1 protein-coding gene is annotated in these 4,030 nt (G+C 75.2%); it reads right to left on the bottom strand.

The window, feature by feature from the left end:
* Positions 1–4,015: SDR family NAD(P)-dependent oxidoreductase (locus ACZ34W_RS38450; protein WP_465611120.1), on the bottom strand; the 4,015-nt coding region annotated here is incomplete at its 3' end.
* Between the last annotated feature and the right edge of the window lie 15 nt (positions 4,016–4,030).

The raw sequence follows: 4,030 nt of genomic DNA on the forward strand, positions 1-4,030 counted from the left end.
CCGACGACCGCGCCGACACCCACTCCCGCAACCGGCCCGCCTGAGCCGTCAGCCCCTGCGCCGACCGACCCGACACCACCCACGCGGTGGACCCGCCGGGCACGACCACCGCGGGAACGACCGGAGCCGGAGCCGCCTCGGTGGCGACCGGAGCCGGGGCCTCCTCCAGGATGACGTGCGCGTTGGTACCGCTCATCCCGAACGACGACACACCGGCACGACGCACCCGGTTCTCGGCCGACCACGGCACCGCCTCGGTCAGCAGCTCCACCTCACCGGCCGACCAGTCGATGTGCGGCGAGCGCTCGGCGGCGTGCAGCGTCGCCGGCAGCTCCCGGTGCTGGAGGGCCAGCACCATCTTGATCACCCCGGCCACACCGGCCGCGGCCTGGGTGTGCCCGATGTTCGACTTCACCGAACCCAGCCGCAACGGCCCCTGGCCGCCCCGCTCCTGGCCGTAGGTGGCCAGCAGTGCCTGCGCCTCGATCGGGTCGCCCAGCGGGGTCCCCGTGCCGTGCGCCTCCACCACGTCGACCTCGTCGGCGCGGACCCCGGCGTTCGCCAGCGCCGCGCGGATCACCCGCTGCTGCGAGGGACCGTTCGGCGCGGTCAGACCGTTGGACGCACCGTCCTGGTTGGTCGCGCTGCCGCGGATCACCGCGAGCACCCGGTGCCCGTTGCGCTGCGCGTCCGACAGCCGCTCCACGACCACCATGCCCGCGCCCTCGCCCAGGCCCATGCCGTCGGCCTCCGCCGAGAACGGCTTGCACCGGCCGTCCGGTGCCAGCCCCATCTGTCGGCTGAACTGGTCGAACAGCAGCGGGTTGGCCGCCACCATGACGCCGCCCGCCAGGGCCAGCGTGCACTCCCCGGAGCGCACCGCCTGCGCGGCCAGGTGCAGCGCCACCAGCGACGAGGAGCACGCGGTGTCGACCGTCACGGCCGGACCCTCCAGGCCCAGCACGTACGACACCCGGCCGGAGACCACGCTGGTCGAGATCCCCGTGACGAGGTGCCCGTCCAGCTCGCCCTCCAGCCCGGAGCTCCAGCCGTAGCCGGAGGCGGAGGCGCCCGCGAACACGCCGGTCGCCGAACCGCGCAGCGACGCCGGGTCCAGTCCGGCCCGCTCCAGCGCCTCCCAGGCCACTTCGAGCAGCAGCCGCTGCTGCGGGTCCATCGACACGGCCTCGCGCGGGCTGATCCCGAAGAACCCCGCGTCGAAGCCGGTCGCGTCGTAGACGAAGCCGCCCGCCCGGACGGGCCCGCCGTCGGCCGCGTCGGCGGTGTCCTCGATGACCCAGCCCCGGTCCTCCGGCAGTACGGAGATGGCGTCGGTCCGGGCGGTCACCAAGTCCCACAGCGCCTCCGGGCCGGTCACCCCGCCCGGGTAGCGGCACGCCATGCCGACGATCGCCAGCGGCTCGTCACTCGCCGCCGCCACCACCGGAGCACTCTGCGCGCCGTCGGGGACGCCGGCCAGCTGCACCAGCAGGAACTCGGCGGCGGCCGTGGGGGTGGGCGCGTCGAACATCAGCGTGGCGGGCAGCTGCAGACCGGTGGCGGCGCCGAGCCGGTTGCGCAGCTCCACCGAGGTCAGCGAGTCGAAGCCCAGGTCGCTGAAGGCCCGGGTGGCCTCGACGGCCTCGGGCGACGGGTAGTCCAGCACGGAGGCCGCCTGGGTCTGCACCAGGTTGACCAGCAGCCGGTTCTGCTCGATGCGCGACAGGCCGGCCAGCTGCCGCCGCCAGGACGCGCTCGCGTCCGAGCCCGCGGCCGGGTCGGCCCCGCCGGCCTCCGGCAGGTCACCGGCCAGGGCCTGCCGGACCTCGGGCAGGTTCTCGATCAGCGGGCTGGGCCGGCGCAGCGTGAACGGCGGGGCGAACCGCGCCCAGTCGATGTCGGCGACCGTCAGCTGGGGCTCGCCGCCGTCCAGGACCTGGGCCAGCGCCTGGACGGCGTGGTCCTTGTCCATGACGATCAGCCCGCGGCGGCTGCCCTGGGCGGCACCCGCCTCGTCGGTCATCCCGCCGCCGCCCCACGAACCCCACGCCACCGAGGTGGCGGTCAGGCCCTGGGACCGGCGGTGCTCGGCCAGGCCGTCCAGGAAGGTGTTGGCCGCGGCGTAGGCGGGCTGGAGACCACTGCCCCAGGTCGCCGCGATCGAGGAGAAGAGCACGAAGGCGTCCAGGTCCAGGCCCCTGGTCAGCTCGTCCAGGTGGACGGCCCCCGAGGCCTTGGCGGCCAGCACGGCGGCCGTCTCGGCCAGGTCGGTCTCGTGCACGGTGGTGTGCTGGACGACACCGGCGGCGTGCATCACCGCGGACAGCGCGGGGCCGGTCGCGGCGATCCGGTCGAGCAGCCCGGCCAGGTCGGACCGGTCGGCCGCGTCGCAGGCGACGACGTCCACGTGGCTGCCCCGGGCCGCCAGTCCGGCGACCTTCGCGGCCAGACCGGCGGCGCCGGCCCCGGACCTGCTGGTCAGCACGAGCCGCTGCGCACCGCGGTCGGCCAGCCAGCCGGCCACGTGTCCACCGATCGCGCCGGTGCCTCCGGTGACCAGGACGGCCCCGGTGGGCGTCCACTGCTCGGCGTGGGCGCGGGGCCGGTCGGCCCGGCCGAGCCGGCGGCCGAGGACCGCGGCCGGACGGATCGCGACCTGGTCCTCGCCGCACCCGGCCAGCACGGCGGCCAGCCGTCCTGCGGCCTGCTCGTCGAACGCGGCCGGAAGGTCGATCAGCCCGCCCCAGCGGTCGGGGTGTTCCAGTCCGACGACCCGGCCGAAGCCCCAGATCTGGGTCTGCAGCGGGTTCGTCAGCGCCTCCTCCGGCGTCGCCGCGACGGCGCCGCGGGTGAGCACCCACAGCGGTGCGCCGACGCCCGCGTCGCCCAGCGCCTGCACCACGGCCAGCGTGGCGGCGAAACCCCGGGTGACCGCCGGGTACTCGGGCACCGGTGTCTCGTCCAGGGCCAGCAGCGACACCACTCCGGCCGGCACCTCGTCGCCCGGCAGGGCCCCGCCGATGACGGCGGCCACGTCCTGCCGGTCCGTGACACCGGCCGGTACCTCGGCGACCGTGACATCGGCGCCACGGGCGGTCAGGGCCCGGACGCAGTCCTGCGTCAGCTCGTCGTCGGCCCGGTCGGCGAGCACCAGCCAGCGGCCGGTGAGCGCGGTCGAAGCGGGGTCGGCGACCGGCGCCCAGGTGACGCGGTAGCGCCAGTTCTCCGTCGCCGACCGGTCGAGCTCGCGGCGGCGCCACGAGGTCAGCGCCTCCAGGACCTCGCCGAGCGAGCGGCGGTCGTCCAGCTCCAGCTCCTCGGCGAGGTGCGCCAGGTCGCCGCCCTCGACGGCGGCCCAGAACCTGGCCTCGACGGCCGTACTCGCACCGTCGCCACCGACCGGGACGACGCTCGCGGCCGAGGGCTCCAGCCAGTACCGCTGCTTCTGGAAGGCGTAGGTCGGCAGCTCCACCGTCTCGGCGGCGGGCAGCACGACCTTCCAGTCCACCGACAGGCCGCCGACGTAGGCCTGGGCGAGCGAGGTGAGGAGGCGGGAGGCGCCCGCGTTGTCGCGCTCCAGCGTGCCCACCGTCAGGACGTCGGCGACACCGGCGTCCTCGGCCGTCTCCGCCACCGCCGCCGTCAGCACCGGGTGCGTGGAGACCTCGACGAACGAGCCGTAACCGCCGCCCAGCAGGGTGCGAACGGCCTCCTCGAAACGGACCATCCGCCGCAGGTTCGCGAACCAGTAGCCCGCGTCCACCTCCGTACCGGACAACCACTCGCCCGTCACCGTCGAGATCATCGGAACACGACCCGCCCGCGGCACGATCCCGGCCAACTCCGCCGCCAGCACCGCCTCCAACGGCTCCACCGCCGGCGAATGCGCCACGAAGTCCGTCGCCGGAATCCGCCACCGCAACACCTTGCGCGAAGCCAACTCACGCTCGAACTCCGACAACGCCTCCGGCTCACCCGACACCACCACCGCAGCCGGGCCATTCACCGCCGCCACCGACAGGCGCTCGCC

It is taken from the genome of Kitasatospora sp. NPDC022856, assembly GCF_055561235.1.